Source organism: Flavobacterium sp. WG21 (assembly GCF_000335775.1).
Lineage (GTDB): Bacteria > Bacteroidota > Bacteroidia > Flavobacteriales > Flavobacteriaceae > Flavobacterium > Flavobacterium tructae.
The window spans coordinates 20,528-47,432 of sequence record NZ_AMYW01000013.1 but is presented as its reverse complement, the minus strand read 5'-3'; the positions used below and the strand labels follow the sequence as shown (position 1 = coordinate 47,432).

General features: G+C 34.5%; 22 protein-coding genes. 4 read left to right on the top strand and 18 right to left on the bottom strand.

All coding sequences use genetic code 11. The annotated features are described in order from the left end of the window. Positions 1-17: 17 nt before the first annotated feature. The gene (locus tag C245_RS0111340; protein WP_017496717.1) at positions 18-1,487 is read left to right on the top strand and encodes an APC family permease; all 1,470 of its coding nucleotides are present in this window, start codon (positions 18-20) and stop codon (positions 1,485-1,487) included. 38 nt (positions 1,488-1,525) lie between these two features. Here C245_RS0111340 and C245_RS0111335 read toward each other — a convergent pair whose 3' ends face one another. The 7 genes from C245_RS0111335 to C245_RS0111305 form a co-directional block, all read right to left on the bottom strand. After that, the gene (locus tag C245_RS0111335) at positions 1,526-1,753 is read right to left on the bottom strand and encodes a PspC family transcriptional regulator (RefSeq protein ID WP_017496716.1); all 228 of its coding nucleotides are present in this window, start codon (positions 1,751-1,753) and stop codon (positions 1,526-1,528) included. Between the two features lie 155 nt (positions 1,754-1,908). Beyond that, a complete protein-coding gene (locus tag C245_RS0111330) occupies positions 1,909-3,177 on the bottom strand; it encodes a DUF2851 family protein (protein WP_017496715.1) in 1,269 nt (422 codons plus the stop codon). A gap of 80 nt (positions 3,178-3,257) precedes the next feature. Continuing rightward, positions 3,258-3,740 (bottom strand): 3'-5' exonuclease, encoded by a 483-nt coding sequence (locus C245_RS0111325; protein ID WP_017496714.1) that lies wholly within the window; start codon positions 3,738-3,740, stop codon positions 3,258-3,260. Between the two features lie 83 nt (positions 3,741-3,823). Beyond that, positions 3,824-5,185: a pyridoxal-phosphate dependent enzyme gene (locus C245_RS0111320; protein WP_017496713.1), complete on the bottom strand. Its 1,362-nt coding sequence runs from the start codon at positions 5,183-5,185 to the stop codon at positions 3,824-3,826. 49 nt (positions 5,186-5,234) lie between these two features. Then, complete coding sequence (locus C245_RS0111315; protein WP_017496712.1) at positions 5,235-7,205, bottom strand: putative porin; 1,971 nt, start codon at positions 7,203-7,205, stop codon at positions 5,235-5,237. Between the two features lie 183 nt (positions 7,206-7,388). Next, a complete protein-coding gene (locus C245_RS0111310; RefSeq protein ID WP_017496711.1) occupies positions 7,389-8,975 on the bottom strand; it encodes a RagB/SusD family nutrient uptake outer membrane protein in 1,587 nt (528 codons plus the stop codon). 10 nt (positions 8,976-8,985) lie between these two features. Continuing rightward, positions 8,986-12,087 carry a TonB-dependent receptor gene (locus C245_RS0111305; protein ID WP_017496710.1) on the bottom strand — a complete coding sequence of 1,034 codons (3,102 nt, stop codon included), beginning with the start codon at positions 12,085-12,087 and terminating at the stop codon, positions 8,986-8,988. Between the two features lie 385 nt (positions 12,088-12,472). On the opposite strand from C245_RS0111305, the gene C245_RS22955 reads away from it, so the two are divergent. Next, positions 12,473-13,117: a ribonuclease HII gene (locus tag C245_RS22955; RefSeq protein ID WP_369770054.1), complete on the top strand. Its 645-nt coding sequence runs from the start codon at positions 12,473-12,475 to the stop codon at positions 13,115-13,117. Positions 13,118-13,324: 207 nt separating this feature from the next. Then, a complete protein-coding gene (locus C245_RS0111295; RefSeq protein ID WP_017496709.1) occupies positions 13,325-14,335 on the top strand; it encodes an OmpA family protein in 1,011 nt (336 codons plus the stop codon). Positions 14,336-14,440: 105 nt separating this feature from the next. On the opposite strand, the gene C245_RS0111290 is transcribed toward C245_RS0111295, so the two are convergent. The 6 genes from C245_RS0111290 to C245_RS0111265 all read right to left on the bottom strand — a co-directional run bounded on the left by C245_RS0111290 (position 14,441) and on the right by C245_RS0111265 (position 20,542). Further along, positions 14,441-16,816: a TonB-dependent receptor gene (locus C245_RS0111290; protein WP_017496708.1), complete on the bottom strand. Its 2,376-nt coding sequence runs from the start codon at positions 16,814-16,816 to the stop codon at positions 14,441-14,443. A 67-nt stretch (positions 16,817-16,883) separates the two neighbouring features. Further along, the gene (locus C245_RS0111285) at positions 16,884-17,465 is read right to left on the bottom strand and encodes a Crp/Fnr family transcriptional regulator (RefSeq protein ID WP_017496707.1); all 582 of its coding nucleotides are present in this window, start codon (positions 17,463-17,465) and stop codon (positions 16,884-16,886) included. Positions 17,466-17,559: 94 nt separating this feature from the next. Further along, the gene (locus C245_RS0111280; RefSeq protein ID WP_017496706.1) at positions 17,560-18,150 is read right to left on the bottom strand and encodes an NAD(P)H-dependent oxidoreductase; all 591 of its coding nucleotides are present in this window, start codon (positions 18,148-18,150) and stop codon (positions 17,560-17,562) included. Positions 18,151-18,232: 82 nt separating this feature from the next. Beyond that, a complete protein-coding gene (locus tag C245_RS0111275; RefSeq protein WP_017496705.1) occupies positions 18,233-19,054 on the bottom strand; it encodes an AraC family transcriptional regulator in 822 nt (273 codons plus the stop codon). A 28-nt stretch (positions 19,055-19,082) separates the two neighbouring features. Continuing rightward, a complete protein-coding gene (gene lipB / locus C245_RS0111270; RefSeq protein ID WP_017496704.1) occupies positions 19,083-19,781 on the bottom strand; it encodes a lipoyl(octanoyl) transferase LipB in 699 nt (232 codons plus the stop codon). A 5-nt stretch (positions 19,782-19,786) separates the two neighbouring features. Next, positions 19,787-20,542, bottom strand: coding sequence for a hypothetical protein (locus tag C245_RS0111265; protein ID WP_017496703.1), 756 nt, complete (start codon positions 20,540-20,542; stop codon positions 19,787-19,789). A 239-nt stretch (positions 20,543-20,781) separates the two neighbouring features. Here C245_RS0111265 and lysS point away from each other — a divergent pair, with 239 nt between their 5' ends. Then, positions 20,782-22,482 carry a lysine--tRNA ligase gene (gene lysS, locus C245_RS0111260; protein WP_017496702.1) on the top strand — a complete coding sequence of 567 codons (1,701 nt, stop codon included), beginning with the start codon at positions 20,782-20,784 and terminating at the stop codon, positions 22,480-22,482. Between the two features lie 283 nt (positions 22,483-22,765). Here the strand turns inward: lysS and C245_RS0111255 are convergent, their stop codons facing one another. From C245_RS0111255 to C245_RS23690, 5 genes are all read right to left on the bottom strand, one after another. Then, on the bottom strand, positions 22,766-23,368 hold the full coding sequence (locus C245_RS0111255) for an RloB family protein (protein WP_017496701.1): 603 nt from the start codon (positions 23,366-23,368) through the stop codon (positions 22,766-22,768). Then, positions 23,361-24,539, bottom strand: a complete 1,179-nt coding sequence (locus tag C245_RS0111250; protein WP_232424354.1) for an ATP/GTP-binding protein — start codon at positions 24,537-24,539, stop codon at positions 23,361-23,363. The genes C245_RS0111255 and C245_RS0111250 overlap by 8 nt, the downstream gene beginning before the upstream one ends. 148 nt (positions 24,540-24,687) lie before the next feature. After that, on the bottom strand, positions 24,688-25,290 hold the full coding sequence (locus tag C245_RS0111245) for a hypothetical protein (protein ID WP_017496699.1): 603 nt from the start codon (positions 25,288-25,290) through the stop codon (positions 24,688-24,690). 57 nt (positions 25,291-25,347) lie between these two features. Continuing rightward, complete coding sequence (locus C245_RS0111240) at positions 25,348-26,373, bottom strand: 2-hydroxyacid dehydrogenase (protein WP_017496698.1); 1,026 nt, start codon at positions 26,371-26,373, stop codon at positions 25,348-25,350. 88 nt (positions 26,374-26,461) lie between these two features. Beyond that, positions 26,462-26,878 carry a hypothetical protein gene (locus tag C245_RS23690; protein ID WP_017496697.1) on the bottom strand — a complete coding sequence of 139 codons (417 nt, stop codon included), beginning with the start codon at positions 26,876-26,878 and terminating at the stop codon, positions 26,462-26,464. Positions 26,879-26,905 lie beyond the last annotated feature (27 nt).

Sequence of the window (26,905 nt, the reverse complement as noted above, 5' to 3'; positions counted from 1 at the left end):
ATAAACCAATATAATATATGTCAATTTGGAGAGTTAAACCTATATCAGCCTTTGAGGCCGATATGAAAAAAAGTGATTTAAAAAGAGTTTTAGGAAAATGGAGCCTTACAGCCATTGGTGTTGGTGCCATTATTGGAGGAGGAATTTTTGTACTTACAGGTACCGGAGCCTATTACCACGCTGGTCCGGCCTTAGCTGTTTCCTTCATCATTGCAGGGATTGCCTGTGTTTTCGCAGCTCTTTGTTATTCTGAGTTTGCCTCTATTTTGCCTGTTGAAGGTTCTGCTTATGCCTACGCATATGGAACAATTGGAGAAATTTTTGCCTGGATTATCGGTTGGGGACTTATCCTCGAATATGCAATGGGATCGATGACCGTCGCCGTTTCCTGGTCCGGATATTTTAACAAATTGCTTAAAATGTTTCACATCCATTTGCCCGAATGGCTCACAACAGACCCTGCCAGTTACTCGGGAGAGGGTTTTTCTATGAATCTTCCGGCTTTTTTAATTGTTGTTTTGGTTATTTCTTTACTTATTAAAGGAACTAAAAGTGCTGCAAAAGCAAACAATTTCATTGTTATCCTTAAAGTTTCAGCTGTAATATTTGTAATTATCGCTGGTCTTTTCTTTATCAATACTGCAAACTGGAGTCCGTTTATTCCGGCAGCTACTCAAATTATTGAAAAAGAGACTACTCACAATGCTTACGGTATTGGAGGAATTGTTTCCGGTGCTGCTGCTATTTTCTTTGCTTATGTTGGTTTCGATGCTGTTTCGACTCAGGCTGGAGAAGCGGTAAACCCTAAAAAAGATGTTCCGTTTGCGATCATTGCTTCCTTATTAATTTGTACTACCTTATACATACTTGTTTCTTTAGTACTAACTGGTATGATGAACTATAAAGATTTTAATCCACTAGGAAAATATCCTGATGCTATTAAAGCTCCTGTTGCGTATGCATTTGATATTGCCGGACAAGGATGGGCTGGTTTTATTATTACAATTGCTGCAACAATAGGTCTTGTTTCTGTATTAATGGTAATGATCATGGGGCAATCCAGAATTTTCCTTGGTATGTCGAAAGATGGATTAATTCCTGCTGTATTCTCTAAAGTAAATCCACTTTCAGGAACTCCGAAAACGAATCTAATCATCTTAGGTGGCATTATTGCAACGGTTGCTGCTTTTACACCAATCAACAAATTAGCCGATATGACCAGTTTTGGAACTTTGTTTGCCTTTACAATGGTTTGTATTGCAGTTTGGATTTTAAGGGTAAAACAACCTGGATTAACGAGAACTTTCAAGGTTCCTGCGCTACCAGTTATTGCCGTTCTAGGTATTGCAATCAACACGTATTTAATGATTAATTTAAGCCATGATGCTCAATTACTTTCACTTGGTTGGCTGGCAGTTGGTATTCTGGTTTATTTTGGATACAGTAAGAAGAGATCAAGACTTAACAATAACGAAATCGAAGAATAAAAAACTAAAAAAGCTCCAAATAAAATTTGGAGCTTTTTTTATAAATCAAATACCGAAGTTCGTTTGGCGCGAATCAGATCTTTTAAACGAATCCAAAAAGCCAGAGTAAGGTAAATTCCGAATCCAAGCCCGACGGTAACAAATGAAATGTAAATAAAAAACAATCTCACACTTGTCACGCGCATTCCAAGTTTATCAGCTAATCTTGAAGATACGTGAAAACCATATTTTTCAAAAAAGAATTTAAGTTTTAAAATAGCCGACATTTTATTGATTTTTGATTGTAGATTTTTGATTTGTCAATTTCTACAAAAATACAAAATTATCACATTGTCTCGTTTTCTAATTACAGATTGTATATTTTTGAAATGAACATTTCCCTAAAATAAAAAATTATCACATTACCTCATTATCTAATTTTCTAATTATTCTTAAGCAGCTCAATGCCCAATGCGCATCTTAAACAGGCTTTCTGATTGCAATATTCTTTTTTAAGTTCTAAAAGCGCTTGAGTTTCAAAAGCATTTTCAGCCTTTACTCCAAAGAACTCAAATTTACTAATAATCGCATTGCTCTCTGGTGCTACCTGATTCATAAAAGAAATTAACTCTTCAGCAATTGATTCATCTCTTGTAGCCGCATAGGCAAACTGCAGCGGAATAATCGTATTTATAATGAGTAAATCTATAAATGCGCGTGATAAAACCTTTGGTTTCCTGGAACTTTCTTTATCAAACTGATAGTGGTTCTGCCAATATGGATTTGCCGATACTATTAACAGTTTACGTACTTCGTCAACTGATTTTGCAGCAATTATTTTTGAAAACAGGTTTTGTTTTTGATATAAATTAGCAAGTTGTGAAAGCCGAATGGTTGGAAAATTATCCGGACGATGCTTATAAAACTGAATTGGATCTATATGGTACTTTTTTAGCTGGTACTTGTTCAACAGATAATAATACCTAATTTTTAAGTCGGTAAAATACACATCTTCTTTATCAGCGTCTAACAACCCAATGGTGCCGAAAAACAACGCCTCGAGATTTTCGACTTCAAAGCTTTCCTTTCTAACCATTGAAAACGGAAGGGATTTTGCCATTTGCAGAAAAGAATTCCCATTGGTATTCAATCCAAAATTCCTTGCAAATAATGAGAACAAAACCGCTTCCCAGTCCTGCTGATATTCCTCCAGTAAATCATAAATAAATATTGCTTTACGCTCTAAACGCTCGAAGAATAGTCTTTCCTGCCAGTTTTTAAAAACAAACTCCTCAATTTCAGTGATGTTTTTTTCGCAGAATATCCATGATTTGGGTGCTATAAGAGCGTTATAATTAGTGAGTATTTCTTTAGAAGTATACTCTTTTAAAACCAGAACAGGAATCTCTGTATTATCCTTTCTAAAAATCTCTGTATCGTGTTCCCAGACCACATGTAGAATTACATTGTCATAGGCGCTATCTTTTTCGTGAGCGTGTACGTACCAATCTGAAGACTTGAGATGTATTTCGATATTACCTGCCCATTTTTGATTTCCTATTTTAATTTGAGCATTGAAGAAATCCGGCCCGGAAAGCTCCAGATAATCACCCGTTTTAATAATGATGAGCGGTTCATTCTGAGTAGTTCTAAGATCCAGAGTTTCAAACTTTTTGAATCTCCAGAGATAATGAAGAAAATCTTCTTTCATATTTAGGCTTATAGTAATGATTTGCAAAGCCCTAAATTAATTAAAAAAGAAGTAATAATCTTACAAATTATGTGTTTTTTTTATTTTAGCAGATACAATCTGGCGCAAGCACGTGCATCCGATAATGCCTCATGATGATTCAACTGAATTTTCATCTCGCGGCAACAGTCGCTAAGTTTAGTAGGTTTGAGGCCTTTTGCCTTATAAATTTTGACCGTGCACTCCCATTTAGCAGCAATATTTAAATCGTCATAATTTAGGTCGTAAAGCGCCATTGATTTCATTAGTACATTGCGATCAAAACTTTCATTATGTGCCACAATAACCCTATTTTTTAATCTCTTTTCTATTTCCGGATAGATTTGTTTAAATGATTTTGCATTAACAGTATCTCGTGGATATATCCCATGAACCTGAATTGTAAATGGATTGTATTGATTGTTTGGTGGTTTTATCAAAGTAACAAATTCGTCTACAATTATTCCGTTTTCTACAGTTACTATCCCAACAGAACACGGATGATAACTGGTTGCGGTTTCAAAATCTATGGCGGTAAAGTTCATATTCAAATCTATTTATTCAAAAAATCCATAAATCTAATGTTTCAAATTAGATTTATGGATTTATAAATTTATTAAAAATTGTCTTATTTTATTGATCCAATGATATCATATTTTGTAATAATATGATGGCTTCCGTTTCCAAGATCTACTAAAACGGCATCATTTTCTTTTGTAAACAGCTTAGAAACTTCTTCAATTGGTGTTCCTAATTTTACGATTGGAAAAGGTTTCCCCATTACTTCTTTAATCGGTTTTTCGGCAACGTTTTTATCGGCAACGTAACTTCTGAATAAATCCGTTTCGTCGACAGATCCAACAAATCCATTGATATCTACCACCGGAATTTGTGAAATTTTATACTTACGCATACGTTCGATGGCATGAGAAACTAATTCTTCGGTACGAACAACAATTAATTGTTTATCGATATGATCCTTAATAACGTCTTCTGCTTTTGTTACATTTTCTTCCAGAAAACCACGTTCGCGCATCCAGTCGTCATTAAACATTTTACCTACATAACGGCTTCCTGAGTCATGAAATAACACTACTACAACATCGTCCGGTTTGAAATGCTCTTTTAACTGTAACAACCCTTTTATACAGGCTCCTGCTGAATTCCCAACAAAAATAGCTTCTTCCAAAGCAATTTTTCTGGTGTAAACTGCCGCATCTTTGTCTGTTACTTTGGTGAATCCGTCAATTAAAGAGAAGTCGACATTTTTAGGTAAAATATCTTCCCCGATTCCTTCTGTGATATAAGAATAGATTTCATTCTCGTCGAAAATTCCGGTTTCATGGTATTTTTTAAAAACAGAGCCATAGGTATCAATTCCCCAGATTTTAATATTTGGATTTTGTTCTTTTAAATATTTCCCAACTCCCGAAATAGTTCCTCCTGTTCCTACTCCCACTACAAAATGAGTAATCTTTCCATCAGTTTGTTTCCAGATTTCCGGTCCGGTTTGCTCATAATGCGCCAATGCATTAGACATGTTATCGTATTGATTTACGTACCATGAATTTGGCGTTTCACTAGCCAGACGTTTTGAAACCGAGTAGTAAGAACGTGGATCGGTAGGCTCAACATCAGTAGGACAAACTACGACCTTAGCTCCTACTGCACGTAAGATATCCATTTTTTCTTTCGACTGTTTGTCAGACATTACACAGATCAATTTGTAGCCTTTAATGATCGCTACAAGTGCTAATCCCATTCCTGTATTTCCTGAAGTCCCTTCAATAATAGTTCCTCCCGGTTTTAATCGGCCATCTGCCTCTGCATCTTCAATCATTTTCACAGCCATTCTGTCTTTAACAGAATTTCCGGGATTAAATGTTTCGACTTTTGCCAATACCAGTGCATCTATTTCAGCAACAATTTTGTTGAGTTTTACCAATGGTGTATTACCTATTGTTTCTAAAATGTTTTTTGAAAAGTCCATTTCTATTTGAATTTTAATATTTGGTTTTTAATCTATGAAGCGCCTAATCTTATTGGAAGAAATTCCAAACCAAACCAAATCGGATTACAAAATCACGATAGGGATTATTAGGTGCTGAATAATAATCGCTTTTTGAGAATAATGCGTTTATGTGTTCTGCTTTAAAATAAAAGCGGGTCTGACGAATTCTGGCATTTAAAAAAAGATCGAATAACGGATAACCGCCAATCTTTTTATCATTCTGAACAAAAAACTCTCCTACAACCGGATTATAGTCATTTCCGTAATATTTTGTAAAATAATTGAATACAACTCCGGATTGCATGTACAATGCTTTCTTAAAAAAGTAACCTGAATAATAGAAGGTATTTCTGGTCACAAAATCAGGTACATTAAGAATCAAATCTGACTGACCTACCTTTTGGTATAAAAGTGTGTTGTCTAAGGCAAATCGGCCAAATTTAAACTCACGGCTTGCTTTAATTTCCAGATAATTAATCGCATTCCCATATTGAGCCGGCTCAATAATCTGAATATGTGCAGCTGCCTGAGCATCAGTAGATTTATCTCTAAAATAAAGATGATCGTTTAAAACGGTATATTGAACTTCTGCATTTAACCAAGGTGTTGACACATTAGCAGTAAGCGAGTTAATTTTTTCATTTTTAAAATTATGCGACCAGTTGTACTCTGTGTAACTGCTTTGGTATAAATTGAAGTTGTTGTTTGGTAATTTATTGATGTTACGATATCTGAAATCAAACTGAATTTTATCATTCATATCGTATCTTAGTTTCGCATCTAAGTTAGAAAGTGACTGGTTTGTAATCGATCTGGAATACAGAAAACGACCGTTCCATTTATTTTTTTGGTATTCGTACTGACCTCCGAAATTATTAATTTGTACAAATAAATTATCCGGTACAACTGTTTTGTCTTTTCTAATAATAATTCTTCCGTACTCGTAATTGGATCGGTAATCGTCTACAAAAAAATTAAATTTTCCTAAAAGGGAGTTTTCGTAAGTAAGTCCTGCCTTATTGTAGAGTCTTTCGTATTTCGTTTTATCGTTAATACCACTTGTAACATACGAATCTCCAAAGCGTTGAAATGCCGTCCCATTACCAATATTTGAAGCTAGTGTTGCCTGAGTGTATTCAAAAAGTTTATTTTCGTAATTAAACTGATGTGTTACATATAAATTATTGTTTCCGTTTTTTGGATTTACTCTGAAAGCATGATCAAAAAACAGGCGTCTTCCTTTTAAAAAGGATTTTGCATCTGTAAGATACACTTGTAATCTCTGACGGTTTTTATAATCCTTATTGTCACTTTCAAAATCTGTGGGTGTCGTAATCCCGCCATTCTCTTGATTAGAAATATCCTGATACGTATAATGTGCGTTTATAGCATATCTTTTATCCGTTGTAGCATAACTCGTTGTAAACCTAAAATTTCCGGCACTTACCAGCTGATTGATATAATCTCCTTCTGAACGCAGCCCTTTATAAGCTATAGAAAAATTAAGGTTTTTTGAGGTGTTTAAGGTAATAAAGGAGTCAACATTTTGCCCTTTATTAATGGTAGTATTAAAGAACAATTCTGTTAAAGGAGTAGCTGCCGAATAATAATTAATCTGATCGGCCTGCATATAGTTAAAATGTTTACCACTAAAACCAATTTCAGGATAAGGAGAAAAACTGGTCAGACTGTATTGTAATGTATTAAATGTTTGTCCGATGTTCGAGAAAGCCAAAAGTCCGAAATCGTCTTTTCTAAGATGATTTTGTTTATAAGCACTTTTTAAGGTTAACGAAGTATCTACATATGTCGTATCGTGTTCCAATGTGATAATTTGATATTGATCTATGGTAGCGATCTTAGCTTTTTTCTTTTTTACCGTATCCGTTATACTCGAATATTTAGTATTCATGTCTAAACTATTTTTAGAAGTCGTTTTTTCCTGAGAAAATAATAAAGTTGGTACAACTAAAAGATATAGAAAAATGAATATTCTCATTTGATTGTTTTATAGGTAATTATTTGGATAAAATTTATCAAGCAAAGGTAAAAGATAAAAACGTATAAAAAAACAAATCATTGTTATCTGGATTCTTTTTCAAACCAAATTATTAAAACAAAAACCCCCAATCAAAAAAATGATTGGGGGCTTTCAAAAAAAATCAAAATATTTATCGTAATCCTACCAGTCTGGATTTTGTCCTAAACCTGGGTTTGTATTCATTTCAATTTGTGGTATTGGCCAGATAAATTTATAATCTGCATAAGGAAGAGCCGGAACTCCATAAGGACCTGTATAAGGTGTTCCTAAAGTATATAAAGCAGCAGCAGGTGCAGCATTAGCCAATTTCGCAGGGATACCATTAATTGCAACACTTGCTATTGGATCTCCTTGTAATCTGTGAATATCAGACCATCTGCGTCCTTCTACTAAAAATTCGATTCTTCTTTCAACAAGAATACCAGCAACCAAATCAGCAGGTGTAGCAAAAGAAGCAGCAGTATAAGCCTGTCCAACTGGATTGGCCGGAGTTGCTACCGGATTAGCCAACGCTCTGTTTCTTACAGAATTCAATAAATTAAGAGCTACTGTAGTGTTTGACAAACGAGCCTGAGCCTCAGCCATATTCAATACTACCTCAGCATATCTAATAACCGGAGCGGCATCAGTTAAGTTTGTAACATCTGAATATTTATTGGTATATTTTCTTCCGGCTACGGTTTTAATCATAACTCCCTCTTCTCTTCTTTTATCATCAGCTAACCATTTAGTATTTCTCCAAATAATCGGGCTAATATTTACTAAAGCTCTAGCATTAAGAATACTAGCTAATCCTGCATTAACTCCTGGGTTAGCAGTAGCTGAATGCTGAATAGAGAAAATAGATTCTGTATTAGAAAGGTTACTCGCTGGAACAAATACATCATTAGGTTTAGCAGTCAAAGTATACAAACCATTAAGCTTAACACCTTCAGTAATTACATTCGCCCAGTCTCTTTTTTGAAGATATACTCTCGTTTTGAAAGCAATAGCAGCAGATTTAGTTGCTTTCGCTACAACTCTAAGACCATTATTAAATCCATTTGATACAATTAAGCTTTCAGCATCATTTAAATCTGCAATTACTTTGTCGTAACATTGAGCAACTGTATTTCTAGGCTTTGCATTTTCTGAATCAATTTCTGCCTGAGTATTAACACCAACTTCTCTGTAAGGAATACCTGGATGAGTACCACCAGCAGTAAAGTAATAAGGTCTAGCAAAGTAGTTCAACAACTCGAAATGTGTGATTGCTCTTAAAAACTTAGCTTGTCCGATATAATCATCACCAACTGCTTTCGTAATGATACCTTTCGCAACAGCTTCAGTTGTACCTTCAATCATTAAATTACATCTATTGATTAGTCTGTAACCATCAACCCAGTAATACACATTGTTAGCTGATGTAGGATCATAAGTCTGAGTATATGTAAGTTGATAAAAAGTTGCATTGTTTACAACATCTTCTCCCATACATTCTCCTTGCTCCACAAAAGCAGCACCCCAAACATAACCTCTACCACCGTTTGAAGTTCCACTGTTATAAGTACCGATTGCAGCTGCATTGTAAACACCATTCATATATGTTTCAATATAAGTAGGCGTTGAAAAAGCAACATCTGTAGGAACGTTATTTACAGGAACAAGATCTAATATCTTATCTTCTGAGCATGAGTTCAGTCCTAAGACCGCTACAGTTAGTAAAATTGATTTTATTATATTTTTCATATTTTTTATTTTATAAACTTACATTAAGACCCACTGATATCACTTTTGAACGAGGAGTACCATTAACATCAACTCCTGACGTTTCCATCTCCGGGTTAATACCTTTATAATCAGAGATCAACCAAATGTTTTGTGCCTGAACAAAGATTCTAAAGTTGTCCACTTTGATTTTGTCTAACAATAATTTTGGCAATGTATATCCAAAACTAATGTTATCAAGGGAAATAAAATCACCTTTTTCAACGAAACGAGTAGTAGCACTTCCCGAAAGATTTGATGAAGTATTAGAACTAGCATATAATCTTGGCGTCCATCCGTCTCCAGGATTATCAACACTTTGCCATCTTCCTAAAATTTCTGTTCCGTTATTATTAAAGTTTGTATTCATTAATTCTCTTCTGGTAGAGTTAAAGATTTTATTTCCTCCACTAAATCTGAACATGAAACCAAAATCAATATTTTTATATTTCATGCTTGAACTAACTGATCCGTAATATTTAGGAAGCGTGTTTCCTAAAATAGTTTTATCAGCCGTTACTAATGTTGCCGCTGCACCAGCTGCTGCAGGATTACTTGGATCAAAAACTGAGTAAGTAGAACCTGGTAAATTTCCTTGTACTAAACTTCCATCAGCTTTGTAGTACACTGGGTTACCATTTGCTTTGTTAACTCCCCAATATCTAAATCCGTACAATGAGTTCATAGACTCTCCTTCTCTAAGAATTAAGTTAGGAGCAATATTAGTGTCTCCAGAAGTACCTCCAATAATATCCTGACCGTCTACTAAATTAGTTACAACGTTTTTAGACAATGTTAAATTAGAAGATACATCCCATTTAAAATTCTCATTATTGATCGCTTTAAAGCTTACAGCAAACTCATATCCTTCATTGTACAATTTACCAATATTCTTATTTGTTGTATTAAAAGGAATACCCAAAGAAGGAGAAACCGGTACGGCTAAAATTAACTTGTCAATATTATTTCTGTAGTAATCAAATCCAATTGTCAATCTGTTATTAAACAAACCTAAATCAGCACCAAAATCGATTTTCTCACTAGATTCCCACTGAAGTGTTGGGTTTCCAAACTGAAAGTAACCAATACCATTTGTAGGACCGTAAGGTGACGGAGCTGTTAAATCCATGTACGGGTAATTTCCAATTTCAGTATTTCCAACTTTAGAATAAGAAGCTCTAAGTTTAAAATCAGAAAGTGTATTGCTTATAGGCTGCATGAAATCTTCTTTAGAAACTGTCCAACCTGCAGAAACTCCAGGGAAATTAGTCCATCTTTTATCTTTACCTAATTTAGAAATACCGTCTCTTCTGATCGATCCCTGAAGGAAGTATTTTTCTTTATAGTTATAAGTGAAACGTCCTAAGTAAGACATAATACCATTCTCAGTAATAGACCCTCCAGAATCTTTAGTTATATATGAGTTAGTAACAAGGTTTTTGTCATAAAAATCACTGATGATATCACTTCCCTGTCCAAAGAAGTATTGATATCTTTGTTTTTGATACTCCGCTACAGCAGTAATACCAATATTATGATTTTCTGCAAAAGTCTTTTTATAGTTTAAGATATTTTGCCAGTTCCATCTTAAATACTCTGTATTATCATTGATTAAATAACCATTTCTTGAACGACCATCACCATGAACCGGGTTCCAGTATTGGAATCCACCAGTGATTGAATTATCGGCACTTACCTGAAGTTTATAACTTAAGTCTGAAGTAATTTTAGCATTTGCAAAAACATTCAATAATGTTCTGTTTACTTTAGAGTAATATTTATTGTGATCTAAAGCATACACGATATTAGTAATGTTATCTCCTACCGGATCCGTATTATCCCATTTTCCAACTGTGTTAGTAGATAATGGTAAAGTTATGTTATATCCAGTTGGATTAGCTGCATCATAAATTGGAACGTTAGGTAACTGTCTGATCGTGTTGAAAATGTTTCCAGAAAGTCCACTTGCACTAGTATTCAAACCATTGTACTCTGTTCTGGTTACACTTAAATTTGTACCTACACTTAACCATCTATTAACATCCTGATCGATATTTGCTCTAACAGAATATCTCTTCATACCATTCGCCAAGTTGATACCTTCCTGATCTGTATATCCAAGAGATAAGTAGTATTTAGTTTTATCAGAACCTCCACTAAAAGAAAGATTGTGAGTCATTTGAGGTGCGTTTCTTAAAACTGCACTTTGCCAGTCTGTATTATAAGTACTTCCAACAGCCCAAGGAGCTTGTCCTCTATTCGTTCTTTTTTCGTTAGCAATAACTAAGAAATCAGGAGTTTGTAGTACATCGTATTTTTTAGCAGCACTAGCTACACCAAAAGTAGTTGAGTACGTTACTTTTAAACTTCCTTTTTTACCACTTTTTGTAGTAATCAAAATAACTCCATTTGCAGCTCTGGAACCATAAATTGCAGTTGCAGCACCATCTTTTAAGATATCGAAAGATTCAATATCATCCGGATTAATATCCGCTAATCCATTTGTATTAGCTGAACCCCCAATATCTCCAGAAAGAATAGGCATACCATCTACAACAATTAATGGATCAGTTCCACTTGAAATAGAAGCAATACCTCTAATTCTGATTTTTGGAGCTACCCCAATAATACCAGAGTTAGTTACAACCTGAACTCCAGTTGCTCTACCTGCTAATACTCCCTCGAAACTCGGAGTTACAAGATTAGAAATCTCACTTCCGGCAATTTTAGAGATCGAACCAGTTACTTCCTTTCTCTTTTGTACACCGTAACCTACGACTACAACTTCATTCATTAATTGAGCTTCTGACTCCAGCACTACATTTACTGAATTTGAAGAACCAACAGTTACTTGTTTGTTATTCATACCAACATATGAATAAACTAAAACATCACCTGTCTTTGCCTTTATGGAATAACTTCCGTCAAAATCAGTTTGAGTACTTACTTTAGATCCTTTCACAAGAACATTTACTCCCGGAATCACCCCTGTTTTATCAGAGACTTTTCCAGTAACAGTTCTCTCCTGAGCAAAAGAAAACTGCATAGACAACGCCACAACAAGCGTAAAAATCCATTTAAATTTTAATTTCATTTTAATTTATTTTGAATTAGTATGGCGCAAACATCTTAATTATTTCTTAAAACACCAAAATTTTTTAACTTATTTTTAGCCTAAATTCCTAAACATCTACTAAGATCTATCACAATTTATTTAGATTATATACTTTTTAGTAGCAATATTCCTTAATTTATGCTAAAAACATCAATTTATGTAAATTTAACACTTAACAGAGTTTTAACACTTGAACCCACGAAAAAGCAAGCCTCTTAAAAAACAACGGACCCTTTTATGAACCCTTTAAAAATTGAATCTTTTATTTTCTTTTTCGCAAATCCAAGCTATTATTTAAAAAAGTTTTTCAGCACTCTTAAAAAAAATCACAATATTTGTGACCTTGAATATAAAAACTCAGAAAATGCTTCAAAAAAACTTCTCAGGATACCTTTTAGAAACCGGAACTGATGAAGCAGGCCGAGGATGTCTGGCTGGTCCGGTAACTGCAGCAGCCGTAATTCTCCCTGCCAATTTTGAAAACCAAATTTTAAACGACAGTAAACAATTGTCTGAAAAAGCACGATTCTTATTAAAACCTATTATAGAAGAGCAGGCCATCAGTTTTGCCGTTACACATTTACTGCCTGATGAAATTGACGAAATAAACATCCTGAATGCTTCGATGAAGGGTATGCAGGAATGCGTTTTAAAGTTAACCACCCTACCTGAATTTATTATTGTTGACGGAAACCGATCCCTGAATGCAAAACTGGGATTAAGGAATACTGTGGGAAAACAATTTTCTACAGCTGAAATCGAATTACTAAAATCAATCCCTAATCAAAGTATCATAAAAGGAGATGCAAAATTTTTAAGTATTGCAGCAGCTTCGGTTCTTGCTAAAACGTATCGCGATGAATACATGGATAAAATTCATGAAGAGTTCCCAATGTATAATTGGAAAAAAACAAAGGTTATCCAACAACGGAACACCGCGAAGCCATTAAAAAATACGGCACAACAAAATACCATCGAATGTCTTTTAAGCTACTTCCTACTCAATTAGAGCTTTTCTAAAAAATAAAATAGCGACTGACCAATTGCTTTCATATAAAATGTAAGGCAAACAATCTGTCACAAAACACAGAACCGAAACAACATTAACCATCACTTTTTCAAAACATTACATTCAAAAAAAATCGATTAAACGGAGTCTTTTTCTTTGTTAAAATCTCTTTGCTTTGTTATCTTTGATTCTCTAAAAACTAACCAAATGAAAATCAAAGCTTTAACATTACTTCTAATTACATGCATGATTGTAGCCTGTAATTCCAACAAAAAGCAGAATGATGTGACGGATACCACAGATTCTCTTGTAACGCCCCCAGCTACCGAAACCACTTCCGGACCGTCGTCGGCTAAAAAATTTGACATCAATTCGATTCCGATTTCAGACAAAAGCCTCGGTGCATTCCCATATTTTAATCTGCCTGACAATTACGAAGACACTTCAAAGAACACTATTGCTGATTACGACGTTGCTTATTTTTGGGTAAAAGATCATTTCGAAAAACCGGAAGGAAAAATTTTCTATTCCAGAATTAAAGCAAAAGAAGGAAAATCTTATAGCGATCTCGAAGTAGCACGAAATTTAGATGAATTGATTAAAAGTGTGGACGGAGTAAAAATCTCTGAAATGAAAGTTCCTGCAGATTCTTCACATACAATTCCAGACAACAATCGGGTAAAATATATGAATGGTTACGGATTCATGGCAAATGCCATTACCACCACCTATTTGATTCGACGTGCAGACAGAAATATCTGGATTCAGCTTACTCCGTATGACGATGCAGTTTCGGCAGGATGGATGGTTTTGGAAACAAAACCTTTTAAGATGACCGCCTCTCTTATCAAAGCGGATGCCATAAAAAAAGAACTTGATACTAAAGGACACATCGCCTTGTATATTAATTTCGATACCGATAAGGCTACTATAAAAACAGAATCTGCACCTATAATTGATGAGATTCAGAAATTGCTAACGGCTAACCCCAATCTTAAAATCGCTATTGAAGGTCATACCGACAATAGTGGCGACGCAGTCCACAATAAAAAACTTTCAGAACAAAGAGCAAATACTGTAAAAGCGGCACTAACTTCTAAAGGAATAGATTCCTCAAGACTACAAACAAAAGGCTGGGGTTCTGACAAACCAATTGTTGAGAATACAAGCGAGGAAAATAAAGCAAAAAATCGCAGGGTAGAAATTGTAAAATTATAATACTGATCCCCGATTAGACCCGGAATGAATATTAAACTACGAAAAATGCAGACAATAGGTGATCTTTTGTCTGCATTTGTTCTGTAAACTAAACTCTTAATAATTTTAAAACTGAAATTTATATCCAAAATCAGGAGAGAATCCAATCTGATCCTTCTGATTTACACTATTCGTTAAACGATTATACTCCTTCGTAAAGATATTGGTATGGTTGGTTACATTCTGGAAATCGATATAAAACTGATGAAACCTCTTTTTTGTTTTACTGTTAAATTTAATTCCAAACTTCACATCCAACCTTAAATAAGGATCATACTGTTTGCTAAAGGCATTCGCATCATCCCTAATTTCATAACCCGCATTGTTGGAAGCAGCCAGATCAACCGGTGTGTAATAACGCCCTCCCGCAGTTGTAAATTTGGTATCAATAGAAAAGACATTTTTCTTTGCTTTTCCTATTCTAAATTCTTTACCTCCTAACAGATTGATGACATATCCATTATTAAAAGGTGAATTACGTTCTACACCGTCGCTCCCTTTATACTTACTTTCAAAAAGCGAAGTAGTAAACAAAGCATAATATCCTTCACTAAAGAATTTCTCAACTGTAAATTCAATCCCCTGATTGTATCCGCTTCCCTTACTTACTAAAGACGTTTTATCAATTGAATAACCAAAATCAGCACCTTCTGTTAAGGTAGAATAACTGCTTGGAAAGGACTGAACTCCTGCCTTACTAATATCCTGATAATAAATTTCTACTTTTCCTCTCCACTTTCTGGCCAATCGTACATCATAACCCAAAACATAATGCTGACTTTGAACTAAATCGAGATTCTTGTTAGTCTGAACCTGATTTCCATTTACCCATTCATTCAGAAATAATATTGGAGCCGCAACGCTTTGATGATGCAATCCATAACCAAAACTAATGGTATTCCTTTGATTTACTGCATAAGCCAAAGCGGCTCTGGGTTCGAAAGCAAACTGTTTGTTTATCGAAAAATACTGTCCGTGTATCCCTGCATTAAATGTTAGTTTTTCGGTCAGACGAAATTGTCCCTGGGCAAAGGGCTGAATAATATTGTAATTCCCATTATTGTTTATGAGCTGTACAAAGTCCGGATAACCATCTCCGTTATTGTCCTGTTGTCTGTCACGGGTAGCCATTTTAGCATCGAGCGTATAATTCTCAAAAAGCAAACCTGCTCTGAAAGTTGTCTTCTTATTAATTTTAGAATTGAACAAAGTCGAGAAAGTAACTCTATTTTCATTGTTACTAATATCCGTAAAAGGCAAACGATTTACTGCGGGCGTATTGAAATTATAATAGCGGAAATTCTCATAGGAGTTGCTCGAATTTGAAAAACCGACAATTGTTTTCAAATATGATTTTGTTCCAATTTCCAAATTGTGTTTTAATCCAAAAGAAGCAAACCCCGATTTAACATAGGCATCTTCATCCTGCGCGGCAAAAGGATCTTCCTTATCTATTTTATCTCCTAAAAAATCGATATCCGATGTTCCGTAGATCCCAAAAAGCGAGAAATTACCCATTTTACTTTTTCCTAAATCTACATTAAAACTAATGTCTCTGTAATTAGGCTGTGCATCTGTACCCGCTAAACCTAAAACCCCGACAAAACCGTATCTTGCCGATGCTACAAAGGAACCTCCTTTTTTGCCAAGCGGACCTTCGGCCATAAATTCGACACCCGGATAAGCTCCGGCACTAATCATATACTCATAATCATCGGGATTTCCTTTTCGGAAACTCAGATCAAAAACACCTCCAATTGCATTTCCATATTCCGCTGGAAAAGCAGATGTTAAAAAGTCAGAATTAGCCAGAAGATTAGGATTCAGAGCCGAAATTGGGCCTCCTGTCGTTCCCAATGTCGAAAAATGATTGGGACTCGGAACCGGCATTCCTTCTATTCTCCACAACATTCCTGATGGTGAATTTCCACGTACCACAATATCGTTCCGACTGTCATCTCCGGTAGAAACTCCCGCAAAATTAGAAACCAAACGTGCCACATCGCTCCTTCCTCCTGCATATCGATTGACTTCTTCTGTCGTAAATTGTTTAGTCGATACCAACGCCATTTTATTAATGGGTTTGGCTTTACTTAAACCCGAAGTCACTACAATTTCATCCAGTGTATTAAACTTCTCCATCATCGAAACCGTCAGCAGATTGTCTTTTCCTGTCGTAACATCCAGGTCAGAAACAGAAGTATTTTCATAACCCTCAAAGCTAAAACTCAAACTCTGTCGGCCAACCGGAATATTTGCTAATTTAAAATTACCCTCAGCATCTGAAATGGCATTTTTTTTCTCATCGCCAATTAATACTATAGCAACTCCGATAAGTGGTTTTTCAGATTGTTTGTCAATTATTTTTCCTTTTACGGTCCCCGTTTGAGCATAGGTAATCCACCCAAAAAGACTTATAATAATCAAGAATATTCTTTTCATTTTTATTTTGCTTTACAGTTATAGAAGCAAAAATAAAGAGCGGAATTTTCTTAAAAATTGACTTGAGTTAAGATTTACTGTTCAATGTAATTCTGGTTCGGATTCGGCTTAAACTTTCGGGTTGAATTCCCAGATAACTAGCAATGTATTTTAACGAAACCCTCTCCACCACTTTGGGACAGTACTTTAAAAATCGTAAATAGCGTTCTTCATGTGACAATAAAGACATTGCCATATTTCTGCCGGTTAGACCTTTTATGGTTCTTTCCATCATAATTCGCAAAAAGGAATTGAATACAGGATATTCAGCAACCAGTTTTTCAAAATCATGTTTGTACGCCAGATACAACACACAATCTTCCAGAGCTTCTATATTGAGCAATGAAGGCTTTCCGTAAAGAAAACTCTCAAAATCAGAATACCAGTCATTTTCAAAGAAGAAGTTTCCGGTAGACTCTACTCCATCAAGCGAGTAATAGTAACGAATACAACCTTCCGCAATAAAAACTCCGAAATTACACACCTCTCCTTCGACTAAAAGGTGCTCATTTTTTTTGATTTTCTTTAGCTTTAGTATGTTTTTAAAGGCCATACTTTCCGCTTCATTAAATTGCATAAATCGCGACAGGTCTGTTATTACATTTTGCATGATTGGTTAGTTTTTAGAAAAAAGTGGTTTTATAAATAACTTCAACAATTCCAAAAAATTGCCTTAAACAGCTATAAAACAGAAATATAACAAATTAGACGCATAAAATCTTTTCCTGAAACACTTCTTTAATCTGATTGCTCCATCCAGAAACATTCTCGTCAGAAACTCTGTCTGCTTTATCAAAATAAAAATGCTTCTGAACCTCCAGTCCGCAATAATTAAAAATTCCGATATCTGATGTTAGTGCTAAAGCTTTATCCATTCCTATTGATTCGTATTCTGCATTTGATTTCCCGTGCGAATTGATTATGATTGCCTTTTTCCCTGTCAATAAACCTTTCTGAATTCCCTGATCGTATCGATAAGCAAATCCATAACTAAAAACGCGGTCAATATAACCTTTCATAATCGCGGGCATTCCTGTCCACCAAATTGGGTATATAAAAACAATGCGATCAGCCCATGCGATAAAATCCTGTTCGATTTTAACCTCCCCGGCAATTTCCCCTACCCTCTGACCCTTCATATCTGCCAAAGATAAAACCGGATTAAAGTTGATTGCGTTTAAATCTCTCACGATAACTTCCTGCCCTGATTTTTCAAGATTTTCCGTGATAATTTGTTTGAAAAAGTGATTTAAACTTCCTGTGTTTGGATGTGCGTAAACGATTAAATTTTTCATGTTTTCTGTTTTTTAAGATTGAACATGACAAATGTAAATCCAAGGGCCTCATCACAATTGTAAGAAAACGAAAAGCAGACTTCTAAAGCTTCTTTGAACTACAGATATCGCTTTGAAATTTCAGAAATTTGGTTGGAGAGATATTCATGTAATGTTTAAAATCATGTATCAACTGACTCTGATCGTAATAACCGCATTGCTCTACAACAGCAAGCCAGTCTGTTTTAGAATCCCGTAAAATATCTTTCTGAATTACTTCAACGGCTTTTAAAAAACGCTCGTACCGACTAATTTCTTTAATTGTATAGCCAAAAAACTTCTTTTGATTCAACTGAACATTTCGCTCTGATTGATTTGTTTCTGATGCGACTGCTTTTATAGGGTCTATGTTTTTTTCTCTAAAATCGGTTAAAAGAGAAGTCATGGCATGTTGTTCTCGCAAATAAGGTTTGCAAAATTCTAAAATATGGTCAACACGTTCGTTTGGATCAGAGCGTTCGTTAAGTTCTTCCCATAAAAGGGCAAAACAATTTTCGGCAATCAAAGTGTCGGGATCAACAGGTAAAGAATGAGTAAGAAGTGCATTTCCAAAAAATCTATAAAATGCATCTTCTTTAAAATTGGCAACTAAAATCTCCGAATCAGGATTTAAAGTGTATTCAAAAGCTTGTTTTATTGGTCCTAAAACAACAGATTTCTGCACTTCAAGAGTTGTATTTTGCTGTGATTTTAAAGAAGCACCTTCTCCAAAAACAAAAACCAGAATGGTCTGAAAAGTAGGCAATAATGTTTTCGTTACAGGAATATTGCCTTTATTCTCTGCAAAATAAAAATGTGAAAAAACAGTATCGAATGCTGAAGGAACAGCAATTCTATAATTGTTATTTTCTTCAGCATGTATCATACTATTTTATATTTCAAAAGCTCTTTTTTTAAACAAACTCCGCTTCAAACAAATGGGTTAAATGTTTGATAATTTTCGCTTTTACTTCTTCTTCATCAACTTTTTCGACACCAAGCTCTACCTGTAAGGAAGTAACTCCTTTACCACGGATTCCGCATGGGATAATGTTATCAAAGTAACCCAAATCGACATTTACATTTAAAGCAAATCCATGCATGGTTACCCAGCGTGACGCACGAACACCAAGCGCACAAATTTTTCTGGCAAACGGAGTTCCAACGTCTAGCCAGACTCCTGTTTCGCCGTCACTTCGTCCGGACTTTAGACCATATTCTTCTAAAGTGAGGATAATAGATTCTTCCAGAAAACGTAAGTACTTATGAATATCGGTAAAGAAATTCTCCAAATCCAAAATTGGATACCCTACAATTTGTCCCGGTCCGTGATAGGTAATATCACCACCACGATTGATTTTATAGAAGGTAGCTCCTTTGGCCTCAAGCTGCTTTTCGTTCAAGAGTAAATTTTCAAAATCCCCGCTTTTGCCTAATGTGTAGACGTGCGGATGCTCTACAAACAACAAATAATTGGGAGTTTCCAGATCGAGCTCTTCTCTTCTGTTTCTGATTTTTAGGTCGACTATATCTTTGAACAGTTCTTCCTGATATTCCCAGGTCGATTTATAGTCTCTGCTTCCTAAATCCTGAAGTTGGATTTTTTTATTCATCTTAATTATTTTTCAAACTCAACATCAAAGTTAAGTTTGTCAGGATTCTCCATATAATCCGTGAAAGGGTATTGAATTGTAATTGTTTTTCGGTCTTCACTAAACAAAGCGGTCGGATTTGATACTTTTTTAATGCGTTTTGGAAAATGGTATTTTAAAACATAAGTAGAAGATGCAAAAACCATTTTTGACATTTCGGCTGTCGTATCTTTCACTTTCTCGGCTTGTTTTTGTTTGTCGACTGTCGCTTTACGGGTAAACTTCTTTCCGTCGTAATTAAAACTTACTTTACTGTTGTTGTTTCCCAAACCTCCTACAAAGGGTGTTGAAGCATCTGCTCCTCCAACCAGCTTTTGAAGTGTATTCACCGATTGTAATATGTCATGTAAGTCATTTACTTTTTTAAAGTCTTCCGAAAATGTCATCAGAAATTCTTTCTTCTCCTCATTCACTTTAATATTAACCACAAGGTCTTCTATTTTTTTTATTTCACTTTGAACTTCCGGAGATAATTTTGAAATACTTTCCCCTTTATCCGCCAACAGCTGTTTGAAGGTAAAAGTAGAATCCATATTTTTTTTGTTATTCGCTCCCAATTGATCTCCAATCTGATCTCCTGCCATTGCCATTAAAGCAGAGCCGTCCATATCTAAAGAAAATTTTCCGGTTCCGTTATCACTTACATAAATATTTTCGGTAAAAGTACAGCTTGCCAGAGTAGCGAATAAAAAAGAAAAACTGAGTAACTTATATAATTTCATTGTGGTTAATTTTTTCTCAAAGATACGAAGTTTCGTGAATTGTTTAATCGGATTCTTGGATTGTTAGATTGTTAGAACCTTAGAACCTTGGAATCTTAGAACCTTAGAAAAGATACAAGTGGATAGCGGGACAAAACTACCTTCAAAACCTGAAAATTACTGCTTCAAAAAATCTAAAATCAGCATTCTGAAATCTACATTCTTTTCTTTATCTTTGCACACTTAAAAAAGAGCACAAAATGGCATTATCAGAACAAGAAATCATCCGAAGAGAAAAACTTCAAAACTTACGCAACTTAGGAATCAATCCTTATCCGGCTAATCTTTTTCCTGTAAATCATACTTCAAAGCAGATAAAGGAGTCATTTGAAGAAGGTAAGAAGGTGATCGTTGCGGGACGTTTGATGAGTGTGAGAGATCAGGGAAAAGCTTGTTTTGCTGAATTGCAGGATAGCGAAGGGCGTATTCAATTGTACGTGAATCGCGATGTTTTGTGCGAAGGTGACGATAAAACGTTATACAATCAGGTTTTTAAAAAATTAACCGATTTAGGAGACTTTATTGGTATCGAAGGCGAATTGTTCACGACTCAAGTTGGAGCAAAATGTATTCGTGTGAGCGGGTTTACTTTTTTGAGTAAAACATTACGTCCGCTTCCTTTACCAAAAGTTGATGAGGACGGAAATGTACACGATGCTTTTAATGATGCTGAATTGCGTTACAGAATGCGTTATGTAGATCTAACGGTGAACCAGCATGTTAAAGAAACGTTTATCAAACGTACCAAGTTGTTTACCGCTATGCGTGGTTATTTTAACGATGCTGGATATCTTGAGGTTGACACACCGGTTTTACAATCAATTCCCGGTGGTGCTTCGGCAAGACCTTTTATCACGCACCATAATTCGCTTGATATTCCGCTTTACATGCGTATTGCAAACGAATTGTATTTAAAAAGATTAATTGTTGGTGGATTTGAAGGTGTTTATGAGTTTTCCCGAAACTTCCGTAATGAAGGAATGGACAGAACACATAACCCTGAGTTTACCGCAATGGAAATATATGTAGCCTACAAAGACTACAACTGGATGATGGAATTTGCAGAAGGCCTGCTGGAACATTGTGCGATTGCCGTAAACGGAACAAGCGAAGTTACTTTTGGTGAGCACCAAATTAACTTTAAAGCGCCTTACGCCCGTGTTACGATGACGGATTCGATCAAACATTTTACCGGTTTTGATATCTCAGGAAAAACAGAAGAAGAACTGTTTGAAGCTGCAAAAGGAATGGGAATCGAAGTTGACAAAACAATGGGGAAAGGAAAATTGATCGATGAAATCTTTGGTGCAAAATGTGAAGGAAATTACATTCAGCCTACTTTCATTACGGATTACCCAAAAGAAATGTCTCCGTTATGTAAAGAACACCGCGACAATCCAGACTTAACCGAACGTTTTGAACTAATGGTTTGTGGTAAAGAAATTGCGAATGCTTATTCTGAATTAAACGACCCAATTGATCAGCGCGAGCGTTTTGAAGACCAAATGCGTCTGGCTGCAAAAGGTGATGATGAAGCAAACGGTATCATCGACGAGGATTTCTTAAGAGCTTTAGAATATGGTATGCCTCCAACTTCAGGAATGGGTATTGGAATGGACCGTTTGATTATGTATTTAACCAATAACGCGTCAATCCAGGAAGTTTTATTATTCCCGCAAATGCGTCCAGAGAAAAAACAGACTGTGGAATTATCAGACGAAGAGAAATTTATCGTTGATTTATTGAAAGGAAATGAAAATAAAATGGATCTTCAACAACTAAAAATTACTGCTAATTTAAGCGGTAAAAAATGGGACGCTTCCATGAAAAACTTATCAAAACACGGTTTGACTAAAGTCGCTGTTGAAGGTGAATTTAAATTTGTGGAATTGGTAGGATAAAAATATTAAGATATTCATTTAATCTGTTGGATAATTACATTGATAACAGGTTATGACATTACTTTGTACGTAAAATTGGGTTTAGGCATTTTGTATGATTGTATAACTTGTTACTTTAATAAATCAAAGCTTATGGAAAAAATAAAAAACGGCGTGTTTAAAACTTTGACCGCGTGAGCACAATTTTTATTACAAAATGTCGAATGGGTGGCTTCAAAGTTAGGGGTTCGAATCCCTTCTCACGCGCATAAAAAAAGAGCCTCAATTTGAAGCTCTTTTTTTATTATATTTGATTTTCTAAATAGATAACCAATTCATCAACATTGGTAAAAGGATTTAAATTAAAAACCTCAACACCTTCATTATTATCAATTACAGATGATCTAATTTTTTCTGCATTTGACTTCGCAGTAACTAATTTATCTTTTAGAATCGAATAATGTTTAAAATTATTTTTTTCATAATTTTCCATGCCTATACATTTCTTTAGTTCTTTTTCTAGCTCAGCTTCAGAACTAAAAGCTTTTGTTGAATTTTTATAATGAAATATGAACCATAATTCAAAACAAATACTTGAGAAAATTACTGTTATATTTTTATCAGTTGCTAATTTAAAAGCTTCATCTCTTTTTGCTTGATTATCATGATCAAACACCACAAAAATCTCCTCAAAACCTTCTCTTTTAGCTTTTTTTATTGCTTCTTCAACAACTCCTTTACAATCAACTTTATTACTTTGAAAGACATTAACCGCAATAGTTTTAGGTAATCCCAAATCTTCTTTTAAAGCATTGAAATAATTTTTCTCCGTCAATCCTTCGCAAAGAATTAACATTTTAGATTTAAACGTTCTTAATTTAAAACTATTAGTAGATCTTTTAGCCATTGTTTGAATTTATAGAATCAATCAATTCATCTCTAAAAGTTTCCTTCGAAATATTGGGAACTGCACCAAATCGACCTTCAATATACCATTTTTCAAAATTCCCTTCTCCTCTGATTCCTTTAATATCTGAAACACTGTATAATTCTGTTTCTCCTTTTGAATTTTTCTCTACTAAATTAATTTGATCTCTTCGTAAATTATTTTCCGGACTCAATAAAGTAGTATCATGTGTAGCAAAAATAAATTGTGCTCCATTTTTATTAACATCTGGATCATTAAATAAACTTAATATATATTGTGCAATTTCTGGATGCAAGCTTCTTTCAAATTCATCAAGAATTAAAACATGACCATCAATCAAAGCATTTAATATAAGTGGCACAAACGCCATAAATCTCTGTGTTCCAGAAGACTCATCTTCTAAATTAAATTCAATTTTTTCCCTTAGATTATTTAAATGAAATGTTTTAATACGACCTTCTTTTTCTTCAAAATCTACAACTTGTGTGTCAATTTTCTGAATCAATGACTTGGATAAATTTAATATCCCGCCCCAAACATCTAAATCTTCAAACATAATTTTACTAAAAACTTCATTAAATTGATCGGAATGTAATTTATCTGTTGTCAGAACAATTATATTGCTGAAATTTTGATAAAAATCTTTTGCTACATCAACATTCTCTAATGCCGCCTTCCCTAAAAATAATTGATTCTCATTTGTACGTTGTTTTATATTTTCAAAAATTCCTTCATATCCATTTCCTTTTATAAATTCTTGGCGATTTCTTTCAAACACCTTAACTTTCAATCCTTTTGGATAACTAAAAAGTGATTCTTTAAAAACTTCATTTCTAAAGACTTCAACTGAATAAACATATAAAGTATTTTCGATTAGTAAATCAATTGAAAAAAAAGATGCTTTTTTTAAACTTACGTCATTTAACTTAAACGGATTAAATAACTCTATGAACTCATTTGGTTTCTTGTCTGTTGAATTTTTTACAAAAGATTTAAAATCGAATAAAGCTTTAATAATGTTACTCTTACCACTAGCATTTGGCCCATAAATAGCGGCAGACGTTAAAGCATAGTAATTTTTATTTTTAATGGCATTTGGATTTGACTTCTTGATTACGTTTACTGGATTTTTTAAATCACTAGGAATCATTGACAATTCAACCATTTCATTAATGGAACGAAAATTTGACACTCTAAAGTTTAACAACATCACTTAAGGGGTTTATTTGTAAATATTATTCAAATATATGCTTTATTTGGACTTCAACTAACAAATTAGTAATTAGTTTAACAAGATTTTAAAAAGAATACTTTTCCAATTTCTTTCCATCAATATCCAAAACCTTTGCATTTTCTCTTGTAGCCTCCTCTTTGACAACTTCCTGAACAGATGGATTTGACGGATATTTTCCGTTTTTCAGTTTTAGAAGATGAAATTTCCCTCCACTTACAGCTATTAGATTATAAAATTTTTCAGATACTGAAGAGGTTACATAAATTGGAAAATCAGTTACTGTAAAAGAATTAATCAGACTTCCGTCATTATTTAAAATGTATCCTGAGCAGCCACCACTTCCACAAAAATAGGAATTAGAGAAGCCTACAAAATACTCCTCTTTCTGATCATTATTCAAATCAAATGCATCATAATAAAAAAACCTATCCTCTTTTGTCAGTGCTGGCAAATCTTTCTTCAGCAACACCAGAAGCTGCTTTCTGATTAACTCTACCGTTTTATCGTCTTTTACAGGAGCCTCACTCACAGCTGCTGTTCCGGTTACTGTTTTTGTTATGGTGTCAGTTGCAATAGCCTCCACAACATTCTCTTTTTCTGTTTTTTCTTTATTCTGGCACGAAATCATTCCTAAAATTACAAATGCCATTAAAATTTTTCTTTTCATGTTTTCTCTTTTTTTAATTTTTACGATTCGGTTTGAAAACCTGTCGGGTCTGTCAATTTAAACTAACAAGGCAGTTTTATTTTCAATATCATTCTCTGTCAATAAAGACTTTATATTGTTAAAGGTAACCAAAGCGATCTGTGTTAGGGCTTCATTGGTAAAAAACGCCTGATGTGCCGTCACCAATACATTTGGAAAACTCATCAAACGCTGAATCGCATCGTCCTGAATAATATCATCCGAAAGATCCCTAAAGAATAATTTCTCCTCCTGTTCGTAAACATCAATTCCTAAATAGCCTATTTTACCTTCTTTCAAACCTTCGATAACAGCCGCTGTTTCAATCAAAGCTCCACGGCTGGTATTGATGATCATCACGCTGTCTTTCATTAAAATAATAGACTCCTTGTTAACAATATGTTTCGTCTGATCGTTTAAAGGACAATGTAAGGAGATAATATCACTGGATTTGAAAATTTCTTCCAACGAAACAAACCGAACACCGTCTTTTTCCATTTCTGCGCTTGTTACGATATCATACGCCAGAACTTTACAACCAAATCCTATCGCAATCTTTGCAAAAGCTTTCCCGATATTCCCTGTTCCAATGATTCCGACTGTCTTCCCAAACAAATCAAATCCTAATAAACCATTTAGTGAAAAATTTTGTTCCCGAACTCTATTGTAAGCTTTATGTGTTTTTCTGTTCAGCGTTAAAATCATCGCCATTGCATGTTCCGCAACAGCCTGAGGCGAATAAGCCGGAACGCGGCAAACTTTTAAATTGTACTTTTTAGCGGCATTCAAATCAACATTATTAAACCCCGCACAACGCAAAGCAATAATTTTCACTCCTTTTTCTGCCAATTGCTTCAATACAGCCTCGTTGACAATATCATTCACAAAAACACAAACAATCAATGCTTTTTCAATCAATGCAGCCGTTTGAGGATTCAATTGTGTTTCAAAGAAATCCAATTCAAAACCAAACGACTCATTATATTTATTGAAGAACGTTTTATCGTAGGGCTGTGTGGAAAAAAAAGCTATTTTATTCGTATTTACTATATCCTTTAAACTCATCTTGATTACTATTTTTGAGATTTTTAACCTCCTGTTCTACTAAATTAAACAATTCTTCTGAAGTAACTTCTGATCCTGAAAAATCAACTTACTTTAAATATTCTTTTCCATGTGCAACAACCAATCCGTCTTTTGGGCAAAGACCCAAAACATCATAACCTAAACTTTTAAGAATCTCTAAACCATCTATAACTGCTACTTTATTGCCACCATTCCATCCCTTTTTCAATCCGTATAAAATGCATTCTCTGATATATTTTGGCCTGTTTAAATTGACGCTTTCGGTTTCTTTATCAAATACTCTGGTTAACACTACTCCGGTATTTAAAGGGTTTCCAGCATACAAATCTTCCCATGTAACAAAACTGATTTTCAATGGAGTTTGTTTATGTCCTTCCAAGAATATCGTTATTTCAAATGTTGCCGCTTCTGTATCAAGTGCATATTTAGTAACGCTTTTGTACCAATAAACATTCTCTTCAACTGTAATTTTTCTTAATCCCATACGTGTAAAATGTTACTCTTTGAAAAA